The 24,196-nt window shown below is 63.8% G+C and carries 20 protein-coding genes; 11 read left to right on the top strand and 9 right to left on the bottom strand.

The window, feature by feature from the left end; genetic code table 11:
- Positions 1–9: 9 nt before the first annotated feature.
- Both ACN50D_RS00100 and ACN50D_RS00095 read right to left on the bottom strand, forming a co-directional pair.
- Positions 10–1,401 (bottom strand): FAD-binding oxidoreductase, encoded by a 1,392-nt coding sequence (locus tag ACN50D_RS00100; RefSeq protein WP_211920486.1) that lies wholly within the window; start codon positions 1,399–1,401, stop codon positions 10–12.
- Positions 1,398–2,234 carry a class I SAM-dependent methyltransferase gene (locus ACN50D_RS00095; RefSeq protein ID WP_211920488.1) on the bottom strand — a complete coding sequence of 279 codons (837 nt, stop codon included), beginning with the start codon at positions 2,232–2,234 and terminating at the stop codon, positions 1,398–1,400. Before ACN50D_RS00095 ends, ACN50D_RS00100 begins: the two co-directional genes overlap by 4 nt.
- 135 nt (positions 2,235–2,369) lie before the next feature.
- On the opposite strand from ACN50D_RS00095, the gene ACN50D_RS00090 reads away from it, so the two are divergent.
- From ACN50D_RS00090 to ACN50D_RS00065, 6 genes are all read left to right on the top strand, one after another.
- Positions 2,370–3,047 (top strand): winged helix-turn-helix transcriptional regulator, encoded by a 678-nt coding sequence (locus ACN50D_RS00090; protein ID WP_003940889.1) that lies wholly within the window; start codon positions 2,370–2,372, stop codon positions 3,045–3,047.
- Between the two features lie 110 nt (positions 3,048–3,157).
- Positions 3,158–3,742 (top strand): M15 family metallopeptidase, encoded by a 585-nt coding sequence (locus ACN50D_RS00085; RefSeq protein WP_003940687.1) that lies wholly within the window; start codon positions 3,158–3,160, stop codon positions 3,740–3,742.
- A gap of 2 nt (positions 3,743–3,744) precedes the next feature.
- Positions 3,745–4,386, top strand: coding sequence for a phosphatase PAP2 family protein (locus ACN50D_RS00080; RefSeq protein ID WP_047270193.1), 642 nt, complete (start codon positions 3,745–3,747; stop codon positions 4,384–4,386).
- 75 nt (positions 4,387–4,461) lie between these two features.
- Positions 4,462–5,160 carry a response regulator transcription factor gene (locus ACN50D_RS00075; RefSeq protein WP_211920490.1) on the top strand — a complete coding sequence of 233 codons (699 nt, stop codon included), beginning with the start codon at positions 4,462–4,464 and terminating at the stop codon, positions 5,158–5,160.
- A complete protein-coding gene (locus ACN50D_RS00070; RefSeq protein ID WP_003940854.1) occupies positions 5,157–6,551 on the top strand; it encodes a sensor histidine kinase in 1,395 nt (464 codons plus the stop codon). Before ACN50D_RS00075 ends, ACN50D_RS00070 begins: the two co-directional genes overlap by 4 nt.
- A 188-nt stretch (positions 6,552–6,739) precedes the next feature.
- A complete protein-coding gene (locus tag ACN50D_RS00065; RefSeq protein ID WP_030535124.1) occupies positions 6,740–7,948 on the top strand; it encodes an MFS transporter in 1,209 nt (402 codons plus the stop codon).
- On the opposite strand, the gene ACN50D_RS00060 is transcribed toward ACN50D_RS00065, so the two are convergent.
- From ACN50D_RS00060 to ACN50D_RS00050, 3 genes are read right to left on the bottom strand one after another with little or no spacing between them, the layout of a single operon-like run.
- Complete coding sequence (locus ACN50D_RS00060) at positions 7,945–9,399, bottom strand: MFS transporter (RefSeq protein WP_042449833.1); 1,455 nt, start codon at positions 9,397–9,399, stop codon at positions 7,945–7,947. The two genes, ACN50D_RS00065 and ACN50D_RS00060, sit on opposite strands and share 4 nt — an antisense overlap.
- Before the next feature lie 49 nt (positions 9,400–9,448).
- Positions 9,449–10,108: a response regulator gene (locus ACN50D_RS00055; protein WP_003940972.1), complete on the bottom strand. Its 660-nt coding sequence runs from the start codon at positions 10,106–10,108 to the stop codon at positions 9,449–9,451.
- On the bottom strand, positions 10,105–11,385 hold the full coding sequence (locus ACN50D_RS00050; protein WP_037125680.1) for an ATP-binding protein: 1,281 nt from the start codon (positions 11,383–11,385) through the stop codon (positions 10,105–10,107). The genes ACN50D_RS00055 and ACN50D_RS00050 overlap by 4 nt, the downstream gene beginning before the upstream one ends.
- A gap of 236 nt (positions 11,386–11,621) precedes the next feature.
- On the opposite strand from ACN50D_RS00050, the gene ACN50D_RS00045 reads away from it, so the two are divergent.
- Together ACN50D_RS00045 and ACN50D_RS00040 are read left to right on the top strand one after the other, a co-directional pair.
- A complete protein-coding gene (locus ACN50D_RS00045; protein ID WP_192712582.1) occupies positions 11,622–13,007 on the top strand; it encodes a PspC domain-containing protein in 1,386 nt (461 codons plus the stop codon).
- Positions 13,004–13,237 (top strand): hypothetical protein, encoded by a 234-nt coding sequence (locus ACN50D_RS00040; protein ID WP_003940832.1) that lies wholly within the window; start codon positions 13,004–13,006, stop codon positions 13,235–13,237. Before ACN50D_RS00045 ends, ACN50D_RS00040 begins: the two co-directional genes overlap by 4 nt.
- 55 nt (positions 13,238–13,292) lie before the next feature.
- Here ACN50D_RS00040 and guaA read toward each other — a convergent pair whose 3' ends face one another.
- Positions 13,293–14,864 (bottom strand): glutamine-hydrolyzing GMP synthase, encoded by a 1,572-nt coding sequence (guaA, locus tag ACN50D_RS00035; protein ID WP_007727510.1) that lies wholly within the window; start codon positions 14,862–14,864, stop codon positions 13,293–13,295.
- Between the two features lie 367 nt (positions 14,865–15,231).
- Here guaA and ACN50D_RS00030 point away from each other — a divergent pair, with 367 nt between their 5' ends.
- Positions 15,232–17,001 carry an Ig-like domain-containing protein gene (locus ACN50D_RS00030; protein ID WP_211920492.1) on the top strand — a complete coding sequence of 590 codons (1,770 nt, stop codon included), beginning with the start codon at positions 15,232–15,234 and terminating at the stop codon, positions 16,999–17,001.
- 51 nt (positions 17,002–17,052) lie between these two features.
- Complete coding sequence (locus ACN50D_RS00025; protein ID WP_003940813.1) at positions 17,053–18,810, top strand: Ig-like domain-containing protein; 1,758 nt, start codon at positions 17,053–17,055, stop codon at positions 18,808–18,810.
- 69 nt (positions 18,811–18,879) lie between these two features.
- Here the strand turns inward: ACN50D_RS00025 and ACN50D_RS00020 are convergent, their stop codons facing one another.
- From ACN50D_RS00020 to guaB, 3 genes are all read right to left on the bottom strand, one after another.
- Positions 18,880–20,634 (bottom strand): GMC oxidoreductase, encoded by a 1,755-nt coding sequence (locus ACN50D_RS00020; RefSeq protein ID WP_003940689.1) that lies wholly within the window; start codon positions 20,632–20,634, stop codon positions 18,880–18,882.
- Positions 20,635–20,807: 173 nt separating this feature from the next.
- Positions 20,808–21,947, bottom strand: a complete 1,140-nt coding sequence (locus ACN50D_RS00015; protein WP_003940976.1) for a GuaB3 family IMP dehydrogenase-related protein — start codon at positions 21,945–21,947, stop codon at positions 20,808–20,810.
- A 27-nt stretch (positions 21,948–21,974) separates the two neighbouring features.
- Positions 21,975–23,498: an IMP dehydrogenase gene (gene guaB, locus ACN50D_RS00010; RefSeq protein WP_003940903.1), complete on the bottom strand. Its 1,524-nt coding sequence runs from the start codon at positions 23,496–23,498 to the stop codon at positions 21,975–21,977.
- 243 nt (positions 23,499–23,741) lie between these two features.
- Here guaB and ACN50D_RS00005 point away from each other — a divergent pair, with 243 nt between their 5' ends.
- Entirely contained in the window at positions 23,742–24,146 is a 405-nt protein-coding gene (locus ACN50D_RS00005) for a DUF5319 domain-containing protein (protein ID WP_003940777.1), read from the top strand.
- Positions 24,147–24,196 lie beyond the last annotated feature (50 nt).

Below are 24,196 nucleotides of genomic sequence, written 5' to 3'. Positions count from 1 at the left end.
CCGGACGCTCTACACGGGCAGAATGTTTGCGTTGAGGTGAAACACGTTGTCCGGGTCGTACTTCGCCTTGACGGCGGACAATCGCGCGTACTTCGCCGCACCGTAGGACGCTCGCACTCGGTCCTCGTCGACATCGGTCATGAAGTTGACGTACCCGCCTTGATTGGACGAGAACGGACGCAAGGCTTCCCAGGTCTCACGCACCCACGATCGATCCAATTCCAGTGTCCCGGCATCGGTGGCCGTAGCCGTCATGTTGCACACGTAATGTGGTGTGCGAGAACCACCGAACGCAGTGTCGTCCTCGCCGACGGAGGTGAAAGCTCCCTGCAGCGGAAAGATCGGCATGAAGGACATCGGCGACGATTTCTTGCCCGCTTGCTCGGTCAGAACATCGATCACGTCGTCGGAGAAATCCACCAGGTCCAAGGCCTTCTCATAGGCGTATGCACCCCATGGTTCCGATTCGTCGAGCATCGACTGTAAACCGATGTACGGGAGCGGGGTGACGAACTCGAACAGCGTCGGCACGCCCTCTCGAATCGGCGCAATCGCGTTCGAGTGTTCCTCTTCCGATCCGAAACCGGCTACCAGCAACGCGTATCCGGGCAGCAGGTGAAACTGATCCGGAACAAACGGTGCCGGAGGCGCGGACAAACCGACGGCAACCATCGCTCCGGCATTTCTCGGCAGGGCAGGCACCACTTCGCGGCACAGACGAAGCGCTGCGGGTCCGTCCTCCATCCCCCAGAAAAACAGTCCCAGATGCACTTCCGGACCGATCTCGCTCAGACGGTACTCGAACTCGGTGACCACTCCGAAGTTTCCACCGCCGCCGCGCAGTGCCCAGAACAAGTCGCTGTGATCGTTCTCGGAGGCCCGCACGATCGAACCGTCGGCGAGCACCACCTCTGCCGACACCAGATTGTCGATCGCCAGGCCGAGCGTGCGCGTCAACCACCCCATGCCACCGCCGAGGGTCAGGCCACCGACGCCGGTATCACTGATCACTCCACCGGTCACTGCCAATCCGTGTTCCTGCGTCGCGGCGTCGAGGTCGGCAATCGTCGCACCACCACCGACCCTGGCTCGCTTCGCGGACGGGGCGACACTGACTACGTTGATCGCACTGAGATCGATCATCACACCGCCTTCACACACCGATGTACCTCGGTAGGAATGCCCACCACCTCTGACCGAAACCTCCAACGAATGGGCTCTGGCAAATGCAAGTGCCACAGACACATCCGACGCCGACCGGCACCTGGCGATCACCGCCGGACGATGATCGATCTGCCCGTTCCAGATCGACCTGGCGTCGTCGTACTCCGGATCTCGGGGGCTGAACACAGAACCCGTGATCGCCGATTTCAGTGGCGCGAACTCGACCGTCGTCATCATGCACCGCCCTCGTCGGGTGTCGCGGTGAGAAGCAGGTATTCCCACTCCATCACGAACGGCTCGCTTCCTCTGCCGTAGTTCTTTGCCAACTCGAGCAGATCGCGATCGAGCGCCTGTGTGCGGTCAGGATCGTCGGCGATGTTCCGGTACACCGCGATGGTCGGGCCGTAATTCTTCTTGAAGAAATCGCGGAAATCTTCCGGCCCGCTGAATGTGTCCACACGAAGTACGTCTTTCCTTGCGGCAACATCGCCGAGCAGATCACGAACATGGTTCTCGTCGCCCCACAAAGGCGCCGGCTGCGAACCAGGAGGCGGGGGCGGTGCATACGGCTTCATCGTTTTGAACATCTCGCCGATGAACCCCGTCGGAGTCCAACTCAGCACTCCGATCTTTCCGCCGGGTCGGCATACTCGCAAAAGTTCGTCCGCGGCGCGCTGATGATGCGGGGCAAACATCACACCGACGCACGAGAGCACTACGTCGAACTCGTTGTCGCCGAACGGAAGAGCCTCGGCGTCGGCCTCCTGCCAATCGAGTTCGACACCCGCGAGCGCCGCGGCCTCCCGTCCTGCCACGAACAGTTCGGGAGCCAGGTCGGTGGCGATCACCTGCGCACCCAGCGCAGCCGCCGGAATGGCGGCGTTGCCGGACCCCGCCGCGACGTCGAGCACCCGATCTCCTTTCTGCACGCCGCATTCACGCACCAATACAGGTCCGAGTTCCGCGATGACCTGCGTCGCCACCGCCGGATAGTTACCGAGCCCCCACATTGCCCGGTGCTTGGCCTTCAGCTCCCGGTCCAACCCGAGAGTCCCCGTTGATTCACTCATTACCGTTCTCCTTCAATAATTTTCGTACTCGGAGCCTGACAGCGTTCATGCCGTTACTCCGACGCTACGACGACGGTTCGCTCCTCTCCAGTACGAAATCTGTACCGGAGCACCCCGGAGGCCTACGATCGAGAGATGGGGTCCTCGTACCACCAGTTCTGCCCCGTCGCCAAGGCGATGGAGCTACTCGACGAGCGGTGGACACTGCTTCTCCTCCGCGAACTGATCATGGGAAGCGAACATTTCAACGATCTCCGCCGCGGGCTCCCGCGAATGTCACCGACTCTGCTCTCGACCCGGCTTCACCAACTCGCGGTCGCCGGCATCGTGGAGCGAGAAGAAACCGACTGTGTCGTCAGCTATCGTCTGACCGACGCCGGCCGCGAACTGCGCCCTGTGGTCGAAGCTCTCGGCATCTGGGGTACCAGGTGGATCGGTGAACTGGGCGACGAAGATCTGGATCCGAAGCTGCTGCTGTGGGACATGCATCGCCGCGTGGATCATTCCGTGGTGCCTGAAGGCAAGACCGTGGTGCACTTCGCATTCTCCGGAGTACGTGGACATTCGCGGAACTGGTGGCTCGTCATCAATTCCGGTGAGGTGGACATGTGCGATATCGATCCGGGTTTCGACGTTGCAGTGTCGGTCTCTGCGGGCTTGCGACAGATGACCGAGATCTGGCGAGGTAACCTGACCTGGTCGGACGCCATACGGTCCGGTGACGTCACCATCTCTGGGCCTACTGCGTTGCGTCGTAGCCTGCCATCGTGGTTCGAGCTGTCGACTTTCGCGTCGATCCCGCGCCCCGCGTAGCGCGCGCTCACCAGCCCCGTTCCGTCCTGTTACAGAGCTGTTGCAGACCGTGACACCGTCGACGAACGGTGACCACCTGCCGGTGACACTGACCGAGAAGTCTCTGTTGTATGCCCAGCCACCGCGGAATCATCCGCTTCGTCGCACTCGGTGCAGTCGTGCTCGGTGCGGTCGCGCTCAGCTCCTGCTCGTACACAGAAGAAGCACAACCGAAGAGCGGTAACTACCTTGCCACTCAGCCTGATTCAGGACCTTCAGGCGGCGAGATCGAGGACGGCATCAGCTTGCAGGACACTCATGTGCCAGCGCTTGCCCGTCTCGATTCCGCACTGCTCGCGGCGCTCCAGTCGGCAGCGGCCGACGCACAGGCATCCGGCGTGGACATGCACGTCACGTCGGGTTGGCGGTCCGCGGCATACCAACAGCGACTGTTCGACGAAGCCGTCGTCAAGTACGGCAGCGTGGACGAAGCGTCCAAGTGGGTGCACTCGCCGAGCCTGTCCAAGCATGTCAGTGGACAGGCCGTCGACATCGGACCGACCGACGCCGACGACTGGCTCATTCAGCACGGCAGCGATTACGGCCTCTGCCAGACCTACGCCAACGAGATGTGGCATTTCGAATTGGCAACCACTCCTGGCGGGGAATGCCCGCCACAACTGAGCAACCCCTCGGACGAGAGAGCGGAAGGCTGATCATGACACGAGTCAAACCAGCGAGACTGATTGCCGCACTGGCACTCTTGATCCTCGGAGTCGTCGAATTCGAATTGGCGGTCAACACGACCGGTGGTCAGATCGTCGACCAACAACTCATGGTGGGCGCGGCCACCTCCGAACGCCTCAGCGTGTTCTCCGCCGAGTTCATCGGCCTCGTCACCCCGATACTGATAGTGGGAGGAGTGCTCGTGGCGCTCATGATCACATTGCGCAACAACCCGATTGCGCTAGCTTTACGCGTCGTCGTCGTGACCCTCGGTCCCATCACGACGGCCTGGGTTCTCAAACAATCGCTGGATCGACCGGACCTGAACGGTCTGGTGATGCACAATTCCTTCCCCAGCGGCACTTTGACGGCCATAGCTGCTCTGGTCTGCGCGATCGTGATCGTCACGCCCTCGAGGTGGCGGGCGGTCGTTGCGGTCAACGGTGCGCTGATCACCATCGGAACCGCGATCTCGGTAGTCGTGCTGCAATGGCACCGCCCGAGCGACGTGATCGGTGCACTACTGCTCGTCGGCTGCTACACCCTCGCTGTGTCGGCATTTCCGTTGAACACCAGCGTCGCCCGGCATGCGGTGCTGGCAGACTCAGGCAACGAGCGACTCTCGCGAGTGTGACCCCTGTACCCTTGGCTGACCGAGATTTCTCCGACCGCAGAAGGCCCCTGATCATGGCGAGTCCAAGGTGAGCTCATGGTGAGCATTCTTTTCATAGAAGACGATCCAGCCGTGGCCGAGGCAATCACGTTGGGACTGAACCGACTCGGGCACGACGTCAGCCATCGCCCCGACGGTAACGGTGATTTCGACGACGCCCTGGGTGCCACGGACCTCGTCCTACTCGACCTCGGGCTGCCGGGTGCCGACGGTTACGAGATCTGCCGACGTGTCCGCACCCGAAGTTCGATCCCGATCATCATTCTGACCGCTCGGTCCGACGACATCGACACCGTCGCCGGCCTGGAAGCCGGTGCCGACGACTACGTCGTCAAACCGGCCAGTCCGCGCGTCCTCGACGCTCGTATCAAAGCCGTCGTGCGGCGCTCGGCACCCGCAACGACGCGCCCGGATGCGACGCCGGGTGCAGAGACGTTCGGCGACCTGGAATTGGATCGGTCGTCGCTGCAGGTCCGCAAGGCCGGGATGCTGCTGACCCTCACCCCGACCGAACTCCGACTGATCCTGGCGCTGACCGAGAACCCCGGACAGGTCCTGAGCCGCCGACAGTTGTTGTCCGCAGCCTGGGACCAGGAGTATCTGGGTGATTCCAGAATCGTCGATGCAGCAGTGCAGCGGCTGCGCGGAAAGATCGAGGACGACCCGGCCGCACCGACCGTCATCGAAACGGTGCGCGGGTTCGGGTATCGCTTCAACACCGGCCCAGCCCGATGAGACCGACCTGGCTTCAGGTCGACGGTCTGCGAACCAGGCTCGTGCTCGTGTTCATCGCAATCGTCGTGATCATCGCCGGGGCAACCGCGGGTGTCGTCTCGTTCATGGCGCGGTCGTGGATCTATTCCAACGCTCAGGATGTCGCGACCGCACAATTTCGCGACGAACTGCAATACGTCAACGGAACACCGGTAGACGAGTTGACGCCTGCCAACCTCCAACAGATCTTCCAGTCCGACATGACGCTGATCGTCGACGGCGAAGTCATCCGTCAAGGATCCGTGGATGCGGCGACCATTCCGCCCAGCTTCGACGAAGGTTTGGACAGTCCGAAGCTGATCCGTTTCGAGAGGCTCGACTCCCAGCGCATCATGTTGGGAATGTCCGTCAATGTCGTGGACATGAGCGCGGACGACAGCTACGACAACGAGACATTGGTCAAAGCCGTCACCATCCGGCCGCTGGTAGGAGTGCAGGACAAGTTCGACGACCTGCTTCGAGCTGTCGGCCTCACCCTCGCCGCCGGTGTGTTGGTGAGCGGACTACTCGGGCTATGGATCGCGTCGACGCTTGTCCGTCCGCTCAAACGCCTGGACAAGGCGGCCGCCCGCGCTGCCGACGGCGACCTCAGCGTCCGACTCCCCGAAGACGGAGTAGCCGAACTCGCCCAGGTCACAACAACGTTCAACAACATGGTCGCTCGCAACGAAGCGGTCATCCGAGGTCTGGAAGAATCGGAAGAGCAGTCGAGAAGGTTTGTCGCCGACGTCTCCCACGAGCTCCGGACGCCGCTCGCAGCACTGGTGCCGGTCAGTGAGATCCTCCGTGAAGAGATCCCCAATCTTCCGCCCGACGCCGCCGCTGCCGCGCGCATCGTGAGCAGTGAGATCGGCAAGCTCACTCGACTTGTCGAAGACCTCATCGAAATGTCTCGCCACGACTCTCAGCAAGCGCACCTCGTCCTCGACGACGTCGACCTCGTCGAATTGACCGAGCGCACACTCGAGAGCCGCGGATGGACAGACACCGTCGAACTGCGCGCACCCGAAAGTGTCAGCGCCAGAGTCGATTCGCGTCGGATCGACATTGTCGTCGCCAACCTCGTCGGCAATGCACTGCGCCACGGAGCGCCCCCGGTTCGCGTCGAGTTGAGCGTCGAATCCGGTTTCTCCGTCATCACCGTCGTCGACCACGGCCCCGGCATCTCACCCGAAGACCGGCAGGCGATCTTTCGGCGGTTCTACAAGGTCGACACCGCGCGCGGACGCAGCGAGGGCAGCGGACTCGGACTCTCGCTCGCCGTCGAGAACGTGCACCTGCACGGCGGCACCATCGGCGTCGACCAGGTGGATGGTCGCACGGTCTTCACGGTTCGCCTGCCCCGTCGCTGACCCCTTCCCGAGCGAACGTACCTTTCGGCGCACCCAAGGCGATCATCGTACCGTTCGCTCGAAAAGGGGTGGGCACTTCGCACCCTGAACCGTCCGCGTTTGACCAAATAGTGGGATTCTGGTTTCAACATGTGAAACCACGCGAGTAGCGTCGGCATCGTCGAACAGCGTAGAGATCGGAGGGCACCATGACGCAGGCGTCGCGGCTGGAAAAGACGGCCGTCTCCCCGAAGGCGTGGACGATGCTCGGAATCGGCGTCGCAGCCCAGGCCGCAGGCACCGTCTTCGTCAGCACCCCCGCCTTTTTGATCCCGCTGCTGCATTCCGAGCACGGCCTCTCGTTGACGCAGGCCGGAACTCTGGCCGCTGCACCCACTTTCGGCATGGTTCTCACGCTGGTGGCGTGGGGAGCGATGGCTGACAGATTCGGCGAGAAATGGGTCATCTCCATCGGGCTCGGCCTGACGGCGATCGCCGCGCTGGCCGCGACCACCACCGACAACTACACCCTCCTCGGGATCGCATTTCTGCTGGGCGGAATGGCTGCGGCGAGCACCAACGCTGCCAGTGGACGTGTTGTGGTCGGCTGGTTTCCCAAGGATCGGCGCGGCCTCGCGATGGGAATCCGGCAGATGTCACAGCCCCTGGGCGTGACCATCGCGTCGCTGACCATCCCGACTCTCGCTGCTAACGTAGGAATCGGTTCGGCCGTCGGACTGTCGGTAGCTCTCAACGGCGTTCTCGCCCTGATCTGCGCCGTCGCATTGATCAATCCCCCGCGGCCGGCGGCGCGGCCCACAGACATCCCGGTCGAAACGGTAAATCCTTATCGCTCGAACTGGTTCCTGTGGCGCATTCACGTCGTCTCGGCACTGCTGGTGTTTCCGCAGTTCACCCTCTCGACATTCGGTCTGGTCTGGCTGATCAGCGAGCAAGGATGGGACGCTGCGCCCGCTGGGCTCCTGATCGGGATCTCCCAGTTCGTGGGTGCACTCGGACGCATCGTTGTCGGCATCTGGAGTGATCGCGCCGGAAGCAGAGTAGGCCCGCTGCGGTTGGTTGCCGTCTCCGCGTCTGCGGTCATGTTGGCAATGGCGGCAGCCGGCGCAGCGCCTTGGGGCGTTCCCGCCTTGATCCTGCTGCTGGCAACCACTATCAGCGTCGCCGACAACGGTTTGGCATTCACTTCCGTCGCCGAAGCTGCCGGGCCGAAATGGCAAGGAAAAGCATTGGGCGCACAGAACACCGGGCAGTTCATTGCCGCGTCAGCAGTGGGCCCGGTGGTCGGTGCGCTGATCGGCGCGGTCGGCTACCCGCTCGCCTTCGCGATAGTCGCGGCATTTCCCGCCGCAGCAATTCCCTTGGTGCCCAGCCGCGATCGCGACATCAGCGTCTAGTCCCTCATCGGATTCGGTTGCACTGCAGGTCCCGTCAGATCACAATGCGGCTTGCAGGCAACCGAATCCGCTTCCTGAACAGGCTCTACTGTCGGAGTGCGGATCAGCGTCGCGGCGATCGCTGCACCGACCAACAGCAGTGCCACACAGATGTACATCGCGTACCGGAACCCGTCGGAGAAACTCGTCGGATCGACCAGACTTTCGGCGTCGATACCCACGAGGGCAGGCAAGGCCGCGACGGCAAGAAGTTGGCTCGTGCGAGCAACGGCATTGTTCACACCGGATGCGATTCCGGACTGCTCCACCGGTACCGAACCAAGCACCGCGGCGGTCAACGGCGCGACCATCACCGCCAGGCCGAGCCCGAACACAAGAACTCCCGGCAGCACGACGGTCAGGTACGACGCATCCGGGCCGATCCGCGTCATCAACACCAACCCCACCGCGGCAACGGCGGGCCCGACCGTCATCGGCAACCGCGGTCCGTGCGTCTGCGCGTAACTGCCCGCGCGCGAAGACAACAGCAGCAATGCCAAGGTGATCGGTACCGTTGCGACGCCGGCAGCCACCGGCGAGTACCCGGCAACCAATTGCAGTTGCAGCACGAGCAGGAAGAACACACCGCCCAGCGCCGCATAGACCGCAAGGGTCACCAGATTGGCCGCGACGAACATCCGCGAGCGGAACAGGGACGGCGGCACAAGGGCACTCGGTGAGCGTCGTTCCACCACGACGAACAGGCAGAGCGCAATCACTCCGATCAGCCCGACTATCGGGTTGACCTCGATCAGCCCGTACGTCAGTGCGCCGAGACCGACTACTGCGCAGGCAGATCCGACCACGTCCAGGTGCTCGGGCGGATGCGGGTCGCGGCTCTCCGGTACATGGCGCACCGCTGCCCACACCACGACGATCGCCAGCGGGATATTGAGCAGGAATACCGATCGCCATCCCGCCACTTCCACCAGCCAACCACCGAAAAGCGGTCCGATGGCGCCGGCAACACCACCTAAACCCGACCACAATCCGATGGCCGCGCCGCGGTCCTCCTCACGAAGTGACGCGGAGATGATGGCAAGGCTGCCAGGTGTCAAGAGCGCAGCTCCCACTCCCTGCAGGATTCGTGCAATCACCAGAAACGTGATGTCCGGTGCAATTCCGCAGAGCAACGACGCGACCGCGAACCAGACCGTCCCCCACACGAATACCCGTCGCCGACCCCAACGATCACCGAGCGCTCCCCCGAGCAGAATCAGCGACGCCAAGGCCAAGGTGTAACCGCTGAGCGTCCACTGCAGTCCGGCGACACCGGAACCCAGTTCTTCACCGATGTGAGGAAGAGCAATGTTGACGACAGTGCCGTCGAGGAGAGCCATGCTCGAGCCGAGAACGGTGGCGGCGACAACCCAACGCCCACGCTTCGACGCGAGCGCCAGTGGTTCCGTCATCGGTCCATGGTGCGCCTTCACACGCAATCGCGAAAGAGCGCGCGGGAATTCAGTCGATCTGGCGGCGATGTGCCCAACGCGTCAACGCATTGCGATTGGACTGCTGAGTCTTTCGCAGGACGTTCGATGCGTGAGTCTCGACCGTCTTCACGGAAATCACCAGGTCCTCGGCGATTTCACGGTAGGTGTACCCACGTGCCAGCAATCTGAGCACTTCGAGTTCTCGCGGAGTCAGCGAGTCGAGTTCCGGATCGAGTTGCGGCTCGGGTGCATTGGAACGCCCGGTGAAGGAGTCCAGTACGAAGCCTGCCAGGCGAGGCCCGAACACTGCGTCACCACCGGCAACGCGTCGTACACCCTCGGCCAGCTCGGATCCCGAGATCGTCTTGGTCACGTACCCGCGCGCACCGCCGCGGATCACCGCGATCACGTCCTCGGCCGCATCGGAAACGCTGAGCGCCAAGCACACCGGGCCGGAATCGATTCCGCGCAGAACTGCCACTCCACCACCGTCAGGCATGTGGACATCGAGCAGAACGACATGCGGTTTCGTCGAGTTGATACCCGCGATCGCCTCAGCGACGCCACCGGCTTCACCGACTACGTCCATGTCTGCCTCGCGCGAGAGTTCCGCCCTCACCCCGGAGCGGAACACTGCATGATCGTCGACAAGAAATACGCGGTACGGGGGCGGCGCAAGCGAAGTCACTGGGGCTGTTCCTCGGGGTTGTCGACACGGTCAGCAGTCTGGTCCCACTTTAGAGCAGAGTCACCGAGCGGCATGTGCACGCGGATCTCGGTGCCCTTTCCGATGTCGGATCGAACCACGACGCGGCCACCCCGTCGCTCGATGCGACCACGAATCGACTTGGCCAAACCCTGACGGTCCTCCGGCACCGCATTGACGTCGAATCCGACTCCGCGATCACGAACGAACACACTGACCTGGTCGCCCTCGACCTCGGCGAACAGATTGATTTCCTTCTCCCCCGAGTGCTTTGCCGAGTTCACGAGAGCTTCACGCGTCGCACCGAGGAGCGCGGTGAACGCTTCCTTGGGCAGACCGTTCTCGACGCCTTCGCCTTCGAGTTGTACGTCGCCGACCGTGACGGGGCGGACCGTGACGCCATGCTGGTCCTCCACTTCACCGGCGATGATCTTCAGACCTTCCGTCAGGCTCGTGTGGTCGATATCCCCGCCGCTGAACAACCACTTGCGCAGCTCGCGTTCCTGACCACGGGCCAGGCGCGCCACCTCTTGCGGATTGTCGGACTGCTTCTGAATCAGCGCCAACGTCTGAAGTACGGAGTCGTGCAGATGCGAGGCGATCTCTTCACGTTCGTCGTTGCGAATTCGGGCCGCACGCTCGGCGCCGAGAGCCCGCCACATCCGCAGCCACAGCGGCACCGTCAACAAACCGACACCGATCAGCGTCACCACCACGGCCAGCAGGGACGAGCGCAGTGCTTCGAGGTCGACCTGAGCGAGGACGACGACGCCGAGACCCAAGATGATCAAGGTCGCTCCCCCGACCACCCGCGCCCACGTGAGAACGGTAGGCCGCTGCGGCAAGCCGATGACAGTCCGGGGACCGTCGGAGTCGAACTCGCGCCACACCAAAGCGGCACCGATCGCGACGACGAAGAACGGTGCGAGCACCGAACCCGCCGTGCCGCTGAACAGCCAGGACAACGCGGCTGCGCCGCCCAATCCGAGTGCGATCAAGCCGTACGCCCGCTGCCGCTCGGCCGCGGACGGCTTCTGGGTGTCCGTGCCGGCTGAGGTGAAGATCCAGAGGGCGCCGTAAATCACGATGCCGGATCCGGCCATCGCCGCCAGAATCGCGAAGGCGACTCGAACCTTCAGAACGTCGATCCCGAGATGATCGGCGATACCGCCTGCAACACCGGCGACGATGCGACCGCCGGAGCGCCGCTCCAGCTTTCGCAATGGAACACCGCCCGGGATGGGCACACCCTTCTTCATGGGTACGGCATGCACCGGTACCCCGTTGACGGGCGGGCCTCCCGTGAACCCGGGAGCGGGACCGCTCACGAACGGCGGATCTGACAGATATTGCACATAGTCGATACTGGCACGAACCACTCGGACTCACATCAGGGTCCAACCCTGAATCAGGGCGGCGCCCCTGGCCCCGATCGTCACAAAGATCAGGGTTGGCCCTGATGCGCGGAGGCCGCCCCGGAAGCCAGGATTGATTCATGAACAATCCGACTTTCCAAGAACAGATCCAGGATCTGTGGCGGACCCGCCCCGTGCGTCTGCCGGCACAAGGTCACGTGGCCGGGGTATGCGCCGGAATCGGATACCGGTACGGCATCGACCCCATTCTGGTACGTGTCGCGTTTGTGGCCTCCACTATTTTCGGCGGCTCAGGCATCCTTCTCTACCTCGCCGGGTGGTTGGTGCTCGCCCGCGCCGGTGACGGATCGTCCCCCGCACAGTCGTTGATGGGCCGCGGACACAGCTCCGATTCCAGTACCAAGACCATCGTCTTGTTGGTGGCTCTCGCCATCGCGGCTACGACCGTCGGGCCTGTCGGCGTCGGCCTGGGTGGTTCCGGTCTGATCGGGCTGATTCTGATGGTCGGAGGCCTGTGGCTGCTCTACCAACGAGCGCCGGTCCCGCCTGCGCTGCCACAGAGCACGTCACCGTACGTCGGCGCGGGTACCGCGTATCCAGGCACGGGATTCACGCCCGGGCCGTTCACTCCGGGATACTTCGCACCCAATCAGCCGCCCGTGTACACGCCGTACACAAAACTCCCCGACACCTACGTGCCCGAGGAACGGCCGGCCGAACAGTCACCGCAATCTCAGGCCGATCATCCGACGATCAACCTGTCGAAGGACCCGAGCGCTTCAGCCGCCGCCAATCCGACCGAGGTGATCGGCGAGGCCGCCATCACACCGCCCTCCTGGGATCCGCTCGGCGTCGCTCCGTTCGCCTGGGATCTCCCGGACCCGGCAGTCAAAGCCACGCCGCTGCTGCCTTTGCCACCACGTAAGCGTCGCTCACGATGGACGCTGACAGTGCTCGGACTCGCGATCATCGTCGCCGCCGTCACCGGGGCAGCGGGCGCGGCAACCGGCAACGAGTGGTTCACTCCCGGCCGCGTCGGTGCTGTCGGACTCGCCGTCATCGCGCTCGGCCTGATCCTCGGGGCATTCTTCCGCAAGGGGTACGGCCTGCTGGTCGTCACCGGACCGCTCGTGGGTTTCGTGCTTCTCGCCTCGTTGGTCTACCCGATCGATTTCGACGCCTCGGGTGAGCAAAGATGGACTCCGGCAACCGCTTCCGAATTGGATCCGTCGTACTCGGGAGCCTTCGGAAGCTTCACTCTCGACCTCAACGGGGTCAAGTTCACCGAGGACAAGACCATCGACGTCGCGGCGTCGTTCGGCGAGTTCGTCGTCATGGTGCCACCAACCGTCAACGTCAAGAACAGCTGCACCGTCGTCATGGGTGACGGATCCGGTTGCCTCGACGGCGGAGTACACCGGGGCCGCGAGGCGACACCGGATTCGCCCACACTGACCATCAACGCCAAAGCCACGTTCGGCAGTCTGAAGGTGACGCAATCATGAGCGAATACGACGAGACCACAGAGCACGACGAGACCCGAGAATCCAAGCGCCCCTCGGCACTTCTGCTGATCGCCGGACTGGCCGCACTTCTGGTCAGTGTGTGGGCGTTAGTCGGGCCGTTCTCCCTGGCGCCGGCAGCGAACATTCAATTCCGTTGGCTGTTCGTCGGTGCCGCCGTCGTGGCAGGACTACTGCTGGTGATTCTGCCGAATCGGCGCAACCGGAAGTAAAACTGCTGTGCGCCTTTATTAACCGCGGGGGGTTAATAAAGGCGCACAGTTGTTTTTACTCCCACTCGATAGTTCCCGGCGGCTTGCTCGTCACGTCGAGGACTACGCGGTTCACGTCCGCAACCTCGTTGGTGATTCGAGTCGAGATGCGCTCGAGGGTCTCGTACGGCAGACGCGTCCAGTCCGCGGTCATCGCGTCTTCACTCGAGACCGGACGCAGCACGATCGGATGACCGTACGTCCGGCCGTCACCCTGCACGCCCACGCTTCGGACGTCGGCGAGGAGAACTACCGGGCACTGCCAGATGGTTCCGTCCAAGCCTGCAGACGTAAGCTCTTCGCGCGCAATGGAATCTGCCTGACGCAGGATCTCGAGGCGATCGCGGGTGACCTCACCGATGATGCGGATACCGAGTCCGGGACCGGGGAACGGCTGGCGTCCGACGATCTCTTCCGGCAGGCCGAGTTCGCGGCCCACTGCACGGACCTCGTCCTTGAACAGCAGACGCAACGGTTCGACCAACTTGAACTGCAGGTCTTCCGGCAGCCCGCCGACATTGTGGTGGCTCTTGATGTTTGCGGTTCCCGTGCCGCCGCCCGACTCCACGACGTCCGGGTAGAGCGTGCCCTGGACGAGGAAGTCGACGGTCGCACCATGAGATGCGTTCTCGCCCAGAACATCACTGACTGCGCCTTCGAAGCTGCGGATGAACTCGCGGCCGATGATCTTGCGCTTGGTCTCGGGATCGGTGACGCCTGCCAGCTCACCGATGAAGGTGTCCGCGGCATCCACGGTGATCAGACGAGCGCCGGTTGCCGCGACAAAATCCTGCTCGACCTGCGTGCGCTCACCGGCTCGCATCAAACCGTGATCGACGAAGACGCATGTCAACCGGTCGCCGATTGCGCGCTGAACCAAAGCCGCAGCGACAGCGGAGTCGACGCCACCGGACAGACCGCAGATGGCGTGTCCGTCTCCGACCTGCTCGCGAACCTGCTCGATAAGCGCATCGGCGATGTTCGACGCCGTCCACGCTGCCGGAATACCGGCAATCTCGTGCAGGAAGCGGCTCAGGACCTGCTGACCGTGCGGGGAATGCAGAACCTCAGGGTGGTACTGCACACCGGCGAGCTTGCGGGCGCGGTCCTCGAACGCCGCGACGGGAGCACCGTCGCTCGTCGCGGTCACCTCGAAGCCGGAAGGCGCTTCGGTGACGGCGTCACCGTGGCTCATCCATACCGGCTGCGTCGAGGGAAGACCGTCGTGGAGCAATCCGCCGGATACCGCGATGTCGGTACGGCCGTATTCGCGGGTACCGGTCTCGGCGACGGTGCCGCCCAGGGCGCCTGCCATTGCCTGGAATCCGTAGCAGATTCCGAAAACCGGAATGTCGTGATCGAACAGTGCGGGATCAAGCTTGGGAGCACCGTCTGCGTAGACACTCGAGGGCCCACCCGAGAGCACAACAGCCAAGGGGTTCTTGGCCACGATCTCCTCGACGGTCGTGGTGTGCGGAATCACCTCCGAGTAGACCTTGGCTTCGCGAACTCGCCGTGCGATCAACTGCGCGTACTGCGCCCCGAAGTCGACGACAAGAACTGGTCTCTGCTGCTCGATATCTGCCACAGGTGCAGTCTAATCGCCGCAGCCAGCGCTTCTGCGCATGCATGGACTCAGCCCGCTACTCGGCCGAGCGAGCGCGAGGTACGTCACTACAAAGGCCGCCCCTCAGAACTGCGCGGCGACCTCGCGCGGATCTAGACCACCGTCCAGGTCAACGGCGCCCCAATCACCCGCACCTTAGCTTCGGCAATCAATTCGGCAGCATCATCGCAGGCCAGAGCCCGAAATGGACGAAGGGTGAATTTTCTGGACGTTTGACCGATTCGCCTGAACCAAACGTCCAGTAAAGGTAATCTCGCCCGTCAAGTGATCAGGATCACGATCGCAAACGGCCGGCGCCGCCGAACGGCGCTCACCTCGAGGAGGACCTGTGCGTCGATTCATACGACGACTCGCCATACCTGTCGCAGCTGTGACGGCTGCCGCCGGACTTCTAGTCCTCGGCACGCCGGCCACTGCTGACGAAGCCCCGCCGACCACTTTCACCGGCACGACCGACAACCTGATCTTCACGAAGAGTGTCATCGGGAACGCGGCAGTTCACCCAGGCGACACCGTCACGTACAAGACCGAGATCAAGCACAACGAAAGCGGCATCGAACGGTCGATCGCAAAGATCCGTGACATCCCGCCCGCAGGATTCGTCCTCGTGCCGGGCAGCGCCAAGGCCACCTACCTGGGTGTGACCAACCGGGCCACGATCAGCAACGAATCAGACGGCGGAGTCTCCGCGAAGTGCTCGAGCGGCTGCACCTTCCTGGTCGGTGGATTCGTCGTCAAGAAGAACCAACCCGTCACGCTGGAAGCGACCTACACGGTCCCCGTCGGCACAGCATTCGGGACGTACGACAGCGGCATGCTCTTCGACGTCAACGCCTTCAGCACACAGCAGGGCCTCAACCCCATCAACGTCAACGTCCAGGTAGTCGACCCGTCTGTCGCCACCGGAACCACACTGGTTGCACCGGCAACGGCGAAGGTCGGCACGCCGGTCGACCTGACCGCGACAGTTGCGCCGTCCGACGCGAGCGGCACCGTCCAGTTCAAGGACGGCGGCAACGACATCGGCTCACCGGTCCCGGTTTCGGGCGGTAGCGCCACCCTCTCCCACACTTTCGACAGCGTCGGCGCCCACGACATCACCGCCGCGTACAACGCCGGTCCGGGATTCCACAGCTCGACCTCCGGAGTCCAGACCGTCGACGTCGCCGCGGACACCACCACCACGATCTCGGCCCCGAACGCCGCGCTGGTAGGTGACAGCATCACCGTGAGCGCTGTCGTCACACCGGCAAACGCCGTGGGCACGGTGCAGTTCAAAGACGGCGAGACCAACCTCGGCGCACCGGTGGCTGTAGTCAACGGAACGGCTTCCCTGACCCGCAGCTACGACGCTTCGGGTACCCACAGCTTCACCGCAGTGTTCACCGGCGAGGCCGGTTACGGCGATTCCGTCTCCACCGCAACCCAACTCGACGTCAGCGATCCCGACTGGGGAACCACGACCACCGTTGTCGAGCCACTCACCGCTGTTGTCGGTGAACCGACCAACCTCTCGGCCACCGTCTCCCCCATCCCGAGCAGCGGAACCGTGACGTTCAAGGTCGACGGCGCCGAGGTCGGTACCGCACCGGTCGGCACGGGTGACGGCGTCGCGATCCTCCCGCACACCTTCGCATCAGCGGGCGCTGCAGCCGTGACGGCAGAGTTCTCCGGCGGAACCGGATTCATCGGCTCCACGTCCACGTCGTTCACTGTGAACGTCACCGATCCCGAACCCGCCCGCGCCGACACCACGACGTCTCTGACCGTCAGCGGCTCGGCTCAGGTCGGAAAGGCATTGCAGCTCAAGGCCACCGTCGCACCCGGAACAGCAAACGGAATGATCCAGTTCAAGTCCGGCACGACGCCCATCGGCGTACCCGTTGCCGTCGTCAACGGCGTCGCGACACTCACGCACACCTTCGACGACGAGGGAACGTTCGGCCTCACTGCCAACTTCGTCGGCGACGCCGGTTGGAAGAACTCCGTCTCCGGCCCGACGGTCGTGCAGGTCGGCACCGCACCGACCGACGGCGGCGGCACCGGAAGCGTGGACACCGGTTCGCTCAGCGGCCTCATCCCGCTCTTCGGAAGCTAGTCCCCCACATCAGCTTTGGACACCACTCCCGTACCCAGCTCAGGAGAATCCATGTTCGTGTACTCCAGACGTCGCATCGCGGCGCCGATCGCCGCCACGGCACTCGCCAGTGGCGTCATCCTCGCGGGAATCCCCGCATCAGCGGCCCCCGTGACAACAACCTTCGGCACGAGTTGCCTGGCAACCCCGTCCGCTGTCGCCGGTCCGACCACGCAGTCACAGTCCGGCTCGGTCATCGTCGACGCACCGGAATCCATCGGCGCCGGTGAAACCTTCGAGGTCACCATCCAACCCGGCCCGATCGCCTTTCCCGGCTCCGCTTCCGGGGCGACCGTCCAGAACGTCTCCCGCATCAAGGTCGACGTCGACGTTCCTGCGAACGCCACCCTGGTGGAAGCCACCATCGTCCCCGGCACTTCGGCGGGGCTCAGCGGTGTAGCGCCGAACATCCTGCGCGTCAACGAGAACGGCAACGTCGATCCCAACGGAACGATTCTGCGCCTCTCCGGAAACAACCAGGTCATCGGAAACAGCCCCAGCTCGAGCATCAACTCCGAGGGCGGCATCGTCGTCAAGGCGACCGGCAAGAACGTCGACGGTTCCAACAATGCCGACGGCTACACGCAGTTCCAGCTCCCCCAGGTCAAGGCAGTTCTCAAGGCCGGCGATTCAGGGGACGTCGCGATGAAGGTACGCACCGGCGGCAGCGCGGGAGCGTGGAACAACGATCGCAACTTCCTCACGTTCCTCCCCAAGGCCACCCTGGTCATCACCGCCTGGGCACCCACGCGATGCACCCCGCGTGACGCCGAGAACGGTCCGCTCAACAGCGGCGCAGGCCCCCTCGCCACGACGCGGATCATCGAGGCGGACAAGGCAACCACCACCACAGTCGTCGGACCGGCCAACGCCAAGAACGGAACTCCCGTCACCCTGTCAGCCAACGTGAGCGGCGGCGCAAACGGTGGAACCGTCCAGTTCTTCGACGGCGACAACCCACTCGAGGACGCCGTGCCGGTAACCGGAGGGTCGGCCAGCATCTCCCCGACCTTCACCGAGGACGGACCGCACTCCATCACCGCGAGCTACAGCGGAGCCCCCGGGTTCCTGGCGTCGACGTCGGCGTCGGCCAAGATCGTGACCGTCACGACCGATGCACCACCGGACGCCGTGACCACTACCGCCACGGTGTCGCCGTCGACCGCGAAGGTCGGACAGGACGTCAACCTGACTGCCAAGGTCGATCCGCAGGGTACCGGCGGCACCGTCGATTTCATCGTCGACGGCACCGAAACGGTCAGTGCTCCGGTCGGAACCGACGGAGTTGCCGTCGCTCCGTACACCTTCACCTCGACCGGAACGCACAAGGTTGTCGCGAAGTTCACGGGCTCACCAGGATTCGCGCCGTCCGCTGCCCCGGCATTCCCGGTCAGTGTGACGACGCCGGCTCCGGCCGACGTCGAGACGACCACGGTTCTCGACGCCGTCGGAACTGTTCAGAAGAACACCCCGGTGACGCTCAAGGCAACGGTCGATCCGTCCGGCGCCACAGGCAAGGTCCAGTTCAAGGTCGGTGACACCCTCATCGGTGGACCGGTCGACGTGGTCAACGGTGTCGCAACGGTACCGGCGACGTTCTACAACTCCGGGACCTACAGTGTCACCGCCGAATTCGTGGGCGCTTCGGGCTACACGGCCTCCGCATCCGCGCCGCAGACCCTGACCGTCCCCGGCGATACGGACGGCGGGCCCGGAGGCGGGACCGGCAGCCTCGACCTCGGCACTCTGTTCGGGTCGCTAGGAGGCTGACACTCTGAAACAGAGATGGGGCGTGTCGTCGAATCCTCGACGACACGCCCCATCTTCGTTCGCGGCGAACTATCCGGCTGCCGGCTCCGCCGGAACAGCGGTAGCTGTCTTGCCGCCGGTGATCTTCACGATCGGCAGGACCAGCGCGGCCGGAGCCGACGCCGGCACCACAGGCGACTTGGGTGCAATCGGAGCCAAACGCTCGTAGCCGCTGCCCTGGGCGGGACGCAGGTCGGTCTCCCCCTTGTTCGGCCACAGCGAGGCCGAACGCTCGGCCTGAGCGGCAATGGTCAGCGACGGATTCACGCCGAGGTTGGCCGAGACCGCTGCGCCGTCGACGACGCTGAGCGTCGGGTAGCCGTACACGCGGTGGTACGGATCGATGACGCCGTGATCGGAATCCGACGCGATAGCGCAACCGCCGAGGAAGTGCGCCGTCAGTGGAACGTTGAAGATCTCGCCCCACGTGCCGCCCGCGACGCCGTCGATCTTCTCGGCAACTCGACGCGTTGCCTCGTTGCCCTCCGGGATCCACGTCGGGTTCGGCTGACCGTGGCCCTGCTTGCTGGTGACCTTGCGTCGACCGAACAGGCCCTTCTTCGTGTACGTGGTGATGGAGTTGTCGAGGTTCTGCATGACCAACGCGATGATCGTGCGCTCACTCCAGTCCTTGACCGTCAACATGCGCAACATCTGGTACGGATTCTTCGCAACCACACCGAGGAACTTGATCCATCGGGGCGTCTTGCCGCCGCCGTCCGTCATCAAGGTCTGCAACAGGCCCATCGCGTTCGATCCCTTGCCGTAGCGGACCGGCTCGATGTGGGTGTCGCTGCTCGGGTGGAACGACGACGTGATCGCCACTCCGCGGGTCAGGTCGAGTGCGGGATCGACCTTGTACTTGCCTGCGCCGACAATGGATTCGGAGTTCGTTCGAGTCAGCTCGCCGAGCTTGTCGGAGAGCTTGGGCAGCGCTCCGGTGTCCTTCATGTCGAAGAGCAGATGCTGAGTGCCCCACGTTCCGGCCGCGAGAATGACGTTCGCAGCCGTGTAGGTGCGGCGGTTCTTTCGTCCGAATGCACCGGTTCGCTCGGTGAACACGTCCCACGAACCGTCGCGAGCCTCACGAAGCCCGGACACGGTGGTCATCGGAATGATCTCGGCGCCGGCTGTCTCGGCAAGGCCCAGATAGTTCTTGAGGAGCGTGTTCTTCGCTCCGTGACGGCAGCCCGTCATGCACTCGCCACACTCGATGCAACCGGTGCGCTCGGGTCCGACGCCGCCGAAGTACGGGTCCTTCGCTTTCTTGCCCGGCTCACCGAAGTAGACGCCGACAGGGGTCTGGATGAACGTGTCGCCGACGCCCATGTCGTCGGCGACCGACTTCATGATCTCGTCAGCGGGCGTCATGTGCGGATTCTGCACGACGCCGAGCATCTTCTGAGCCTGCTCGTAGTACGGGGTGAGCTCGCTTCGCCAGTCGGTGATGTGCGCCCACTGCTTGTCCTGGAAGAACGGCTCCGGCGGCTGGTACAGCGTGTTGGCGTAGTTCAACGACCCGCCGCCGACGCCTGCGCCCGCGAGAATGAGGCAGTCGCGCAACAGGTGCACGCGCTGAATGCCGAAGCACCCCAGCTTCGGAGCCCAGAGGAACTTCTTGAGATCCCAACTGGTCTTCGCGAAATCTTCGTCGGCATACCGTCGGCCGGCTTCGATGACGCCGACCTTGTAGCCCTTCTCCACGAGACGAAGCGCGCTCACGCTTCCGCCGAACCCGGATCCGACGATCAGTACGTCGTAGTCCGTTGCCCGTTGCTTGCCCATCAGGACACCTCCACCGTGAACCGTAGTTACCCGCCAGTATGCACCTATCCCTTGTGACTACCACCACAAGGGGCCCCATAAGCGTAACCGCAAGTATCAGGAACGGAAGAAAGTCCTGCACAACGAACTGTGGCCCCGGTTCACGAAGAACCGGGGCCACAGAAAGGTACAAACTACGCGCGGACTGTCAGCCCGACCTTCTGGAACTCCTTGAGATCGGAGTATCCGGCCTTCGCCATCGACCGACGGAGACCACCGACGAAGTTCAGCGAACCGTACGGATCGTCCGAAGGGCCGCTCAGAACCTGGTCCAGACTCGGACGCTCACCATAGGAAACCGGAAGAAGTGCTCCACGCGGAACCGAAGGATGAGCCGCAGCGGACGGCCAGTACCAGCCACCACCCGGCGCCTCGGCGGACACGGCCAGCGGCGTGCCCAGAACGGCAGCGTCGGCACCGCAGGCGATGGCCTTCGCCAAATCACCCGAAGTTGCGATGTCACCGTCGGCGATGACGTGGACGTAGCGTCCACCCGTCTCGTCGAGGTAGTCGCGCCTGGCTGCTGCAGCATCGGCAATGGCCGTGGCCATCGGAACGCCGATGCCCAGGACCTCACCGGTGGTGGTTGCACCCTCGGTAGACCCGTACCCGACGATGACACCGGCAGCGCCGGTACGCATCAGGTGCAGCGCGGTGCGGTGGTCACTGACCCCGCCCGCGACAACCGGAACGTCGAGTTCCGAGATGAACGTCTTGAGGTTGAGCGGTTCCTGCTCGGTGTGCACGACGTGCTCGGCCGAGATGATCGTGCCGTGGACGACCAGGAGGTCGATGCCCGCCTTGATCAGCTCCGGCGTCAGTGCGCGCGCATTCTGCGGACTGACGCGAACGGCAGTGGTGACCCCCGAATCACGGACCTGCGCCACCGCAGCTGCCAGAAGACCGGCCTGCAGCGGAGCCGCATGCAGCTCCTGCAGGTAGCGGATGGCCGCGTCGACGCCACCGTCCTTCTCGGCGATCTCGACGAGACGCCGGAGCTTCTCCTCGACATCGGGGTGACGGCCCCACAGGCCTTCACCGTTGATGACACCGAGGCCGCCGCGCTTACCCAACTCGATCGCGAAAGTCGGCGAGACCAACGCGTCGGTGGGATGTGCGAGGACAGGAATGTCGAACCTGTAAGCGTCGAGCTGCCAAGCAGTCGACACCTCCTTCGACGAACGAGTTCGCCGGGAGGGAACGATGTTCACATCGTCCAACTCGTAGGTACGTCGGGCCGTTCGACCCATGCCGATCTCAACGAGGTCGCGCACGCGCGCCCCTTTCTCGTGTACTGGTTGCTAACGAGCGGTGTAGTTGGGTGCTTCGACAGTCATCGTGATGTCGTGCGGATGGCTTTCCTTCAAACCGGCCGCCGTGATCTGGACGAACTGAGCGTTCTGCAGGTGCTCGATCGTCGCCGACCCCGTGTATCCCATGGCAGCGCGCAGACCACCGGTGAGCTGGTGCGTCACCTGCGAGAGCGGGCCACGGAACGGGACACGTCCTTCGATGCCTTCCGGAACCAACTTGTCCTCGGACAGCACGTCGTCCTGGAAGTACCGATCCTTGGAGTACGACTTGGCCTCGCCACGCGACTGCATCGCGCCGAGCGAACCCATTCCGCGGTAGCTCTTGAACTGCTTGCCGCCGACCAGAATCAGTTCGCCGGGCGATTCAGCGGTACCGGCCAGGAGTGAACCCAGCATGGCCGTCGACGCACCTGCGGCAAGAGCCTTCGCGATGTCTCCGGAGAACTGGAGTCCACCGTCGGCGATGACGGGCACACCGAGAGGCTTGCACGCGGCAACCGCTTCCAGGATGGCCGTGACCTGAGGGGCACCGACACCGGCGATGACGCGGGTGGTGCAGATGGAACCAGGGCCGACTCCGACCTTGACGGCATCGACGCCGGCTTCGACCAGTGCCAGAGCACCCGCGCGCGTAGCGACGTTGCCACCGATGATCTGAACCCGCTCGCCCAGTTCACGCTTGAGCTTGGCGATCATGTCGAGAACGTTGGACGAATGCCCGTGCGCACTGTCCACCACGAGTACGTCCACACCGGCATCGGTGAGCGCCATCGCGCGCTGGAAGGCGTCATCGCCGGCACCGACTGCAGCGCCGACGAGCAGTCGACCGTCACGGTCCTTGGTGGCATCGGGATGCTGCTCGGTCTTGACGAAGTCCTTGACCGTGATCAGACCGGTGAGCTTGCCGTTGCCGTCGACGATCGGCAGCTTCTCGATCTTGTGCCGACGAAGAAGGCCCAGTGCCACGTCAGCGGTGACGCCTTCCTGAGCGGTGATCAGGGGCATCTTGGTCATGATCTCCGCGACCGGGCGATTCTGGTCGACCTCGAAACGCATGTCCCGGTTGGTGACGATGCCAACCAGCTGGCCGGCGTCGTCGGTGACAGGCAGACCCGAGATGCGGAAACGAGCGCACTTCGCATCGACCTCACCCATCGTGTCGGTCGGCTTACACGTGACGGGATCGGTCACCATGCCGGCCTCGGAACGCTTGACCGTCTCGACCTGTCCTGCCTGGACCTCAACCGACGAGTTGCGGTGCAGAACACCCATGCCGCCGGCGCGTGCCATCGCAATTGCCATGCGCGACTCGGTGACGGTGTCCATCGCAGAACTGACCAACGGAATCCGCAGACGGATGTCGCGGGTCAGTTGACTGGACGTGTCGACCTGGCTCGGGATGACGTCGGACGCAGCCGGCAACAGCAGCACGTCGTCGTATGTCAGTCCCAGCATCGCGACCTTGTTGGGGTCGTCTCCTCCGGTGTGTACATGTCCTGCAGAACTACTCATGCGGTCAGGACCCTCCATGGACCTAGATTCGCCCAGGGCGACCGCTGTAGCAGCCGCCTCGAAACGGATTACGAAAGCTGGATATCGGATAGAAGGCGCCTGCACGGAAAGAAATTCCTGGCACCTTTTCCCGGCGTTGCACACCATGGTATCGGCTCACTCAAAGGTCCGAACCATCCCACCCACGCTGCGTGTACGCGTAACAAGTGGCGCTGACCCCCCTGACCTGCGTACCGTGGTGCTGTGCGTGATCAACTGCCCCCCGGTCTGCCGCCAGATCCCTTCGCCGGCGACCCAGCTGACCCCTCCGCGGCTCTCGATGCCATCGAGCCGGGCCAACCACTCGACCCCCACGAACGCCAAGCGGTCGAGGAGGATCTCGCTGACCTCGCTGTATACGAGGCACTCCTCGCTCACCGCGGTATCCGCGGTCTCGTAGTCTGCTGCGAGGACTGCCAACAGGATCACTACCACGACTGGGACATGCTGCGCGCAAACCTGCTGCAGCTGCTCGTGGACGGAACCGTCCGCCCTCACGAGCCTGCCTACGACCCGATGCCTGAGGCATATGTCACGTGGGACTACTGCCGTGGATACGCCGACGCGTCGATGAACGAGGCGATGCACGGCGACGGTTTCGACAGCTGAGCGAAACCTCACCCAAGCTCATACGAAAGTGGGGGGGGGGGGGGGGGGGG

Source organism: Rhodococcus sp. SB1D (assembly GCF_048573875.1).
GTDB classification, from domain to species: Bacteria; Actinomycetota; Actinomycetes; order Mycobacteriales; family Mycobacteriaceae; genus Rhodococcus_F; species Rhodococcus_F qingshengii.
Note: the sequence above shows the minus strand (reverse complement) of the source record. Positions and strands in the feature narration are given on the sequence as shown.

Coding starts and splice junctions, on each gene's coding strand:
- ACN50D_RS00040 (WP_003940832.1), top strand. CDS start 13,004: ATGAGCGAATACGACGAGACCACAGAGCACGACGAGACCCGAGAATCC.
- ACN50D_RS00085 (WP_003940687.1), top strand. CDS start 3,158: ATGCCCAGCCACCGCGGAATCATCCGCTTCGTCGCACTCGGTGCAGTC.
- ACN50D_RS00045 (WP_192712582.1), top strand. CDS start 11,622: ATGAACAATCCGACTTTCCAAGAACAGATCCAGGATCTGTGGCGGACC.
- ACN50D_RS00020 (WP_003940689.1), bottom strand. CDS start 20,634: ATGGGCAAGCAACGGGCAACGGACTACGACGTACTGATCGTCGGATCC.
- ACN50D_RS00075 (WP_211920490.1), top strand. CDS start 4,462: ATGGTGAGCATTCTTTTCATAGAAGACGATCCAGCCGTGGCCGAGGCA.
- ACN50D_RS00060 (WP_042449833.1), bottom strand. CDS start 9,399: ATGACGGAACCACTGGCGCTCGCGTCGAAGCGTGGGCGTTGGGTTGTC.
- guaB (WP_003940903.1), bottom strand. CDS start 23,498: ATGAGTAGTTCTGCAGGACATGTACACACCGGAGGAGACGACCCCAAC.
- ACN50D_RS00050 (WP_037125680.1), bottom strand. CDS start 11,385: ATGAAGAAGGGTGTGCCCATCCCGGGCGGTGTTCCATTGCGAAAGCTG.
- ACN50D_RS00070 (WP_003940854.1), top strand. CDS start 5,157: ATGAGACCGACCTGGCTTCAGGTCGACGGTCTGCGAACCAGGCTCGTG.
- ACN50D_RS00095 (WP_211920488.1), bottom strand. CDS start 2,234: ATGAGTGAATCAACGGGGACTCTCGGGTTGGACCGGGAGCTGAAGGCC.
- ACN50D_RS00080 (WP_047270193.1), top strand. CDS start 3,745: ATGACACGAGTCAAACCAGCGAGACTGATTGCCGCACTGGCACTCTTG.
- ACN50D_RS00025 (WP_003940813.1), top strand. CDS start 17,053: ATGTTCGTGTACTCCAGACGTCGCATCGCGGCGCCGATCGCCGCCACG.
- ACN50D_RS00090 (WP_003940889.1), top strand. CDS start 2,370: ATGGGGTCCTCGTACCACCAGTTCTGCCCCGTCGCCAAGGCGATGGAG.
- ACN50D_RS00100 (WP_211920486.1), bottom strand. CDS start 1,401: ATGATGACGACGGTCGAGTTCGCGCCACTGAAATCGGCGATCACGGGT.
- ACN50D_RS00065 (WP_030535124.1), top strand. CDS start 6,740: ATGACGCAGGCGTCGCGGCTGGAAAAGACGGCCGTCTCCCCGAAGGCG.